At 65.9% G+C, this 921-nt stretch carries 1 protein-coding gene; it reads left to right on the top strand.

The genetic code is table 11. The features are described from left to right. The coding region (locus tag EYW47_RS41455) for a hypothetical protein (protein ID WP_205710188.1) at positions 1-921 on the top strand (921 nt) is incomplete at both ends.

Here is a 921-nt window from a genome sequence, read left to right as displayed (position 1 = left end):
ACGCTGAGCAACCTGGAAAATGCGACGGCTGGCATCGTGTCGGGCGCGACGGGCGGCTACACGCTGACCGACGCCGTGGAAAGCAACCTCGGCACGCTGACGGTGGCGCACGCTGAGCTGGCAAAGGGCGCAACCAATTTCGTCTCGAACGACTACACGTACGGCCTGAGCGACACGCTGCAGCACCTGGAAGGCGCGGCGCCTGGCCTGCTGTTGGGCGCGACGGGCGGCTACACGCTGACCGACGACGCGAACAGCTACCTCGGCGCGCTGACGGTGGCAAACGCGGAACTGGCGAAGGGCGCAAGCAACTTCGGCCCGAACGCCTACACGTACGAGCTGAGCGATACGCTGCTGCACCTGGAAGGCGCTGCTAACGGCATCATTTTGGGCGCGATGGGCGGCTACACGCTGACCGACGACGCGAACAGCGACCTCGGCACGCTGACGGTGGCGAACGCGGAGCTGGCGACGGGCGCAAGCAACTTCGGCTCGAACCACTACACGTACGAGCTGAGCGATACGCTGAGCAACCTGGAAAATGCGACGGCTGGCATCGTGTCGGGCTCGACGGGCGGCTACACGCTGACCGACGCCGTGGAAAGCAACTTCGGCACGCTGACGGTGGCGAACGCGGAACTGGCGAAGGGCGCAAGCAACTTCGGCTCGAACGGCTACACGTACGAGCTGAGCGACACGCTGGCGAACCTCGAAGGCGCGACGACCGGCATCATTTCGGGGGCGACGGGCGGCTACATGCTGACCGACGCCGCGGAAAGGAGCCTCGGCACGCTGACGGTGGCGCAAGCAGAGCTGGCGAAGGGCGCAACCAATTTCGTCTCGAACGACTACGCGTACGCCCTGGACGACACGCTGCAGCACCTGGAAGGCGCGGCGACAGGCATCGTGTCGGGCTCGAGT

Origin of the sequence: Paraburkholderia silviterrae (genome assembly GCF_004353915.1) — a bacterium.
GTDB lineage: Bacteria > Pseudomonadota > Gammaproteobacteria > Burkholderiales > Burkholderiaceae > Paraburkholderia > Paraburkholderia silviterrae.
Note: the sequence above shows the minus strand (reverse complement) of the source record. Positions and strands in the feature narration are given on the sequence as shown.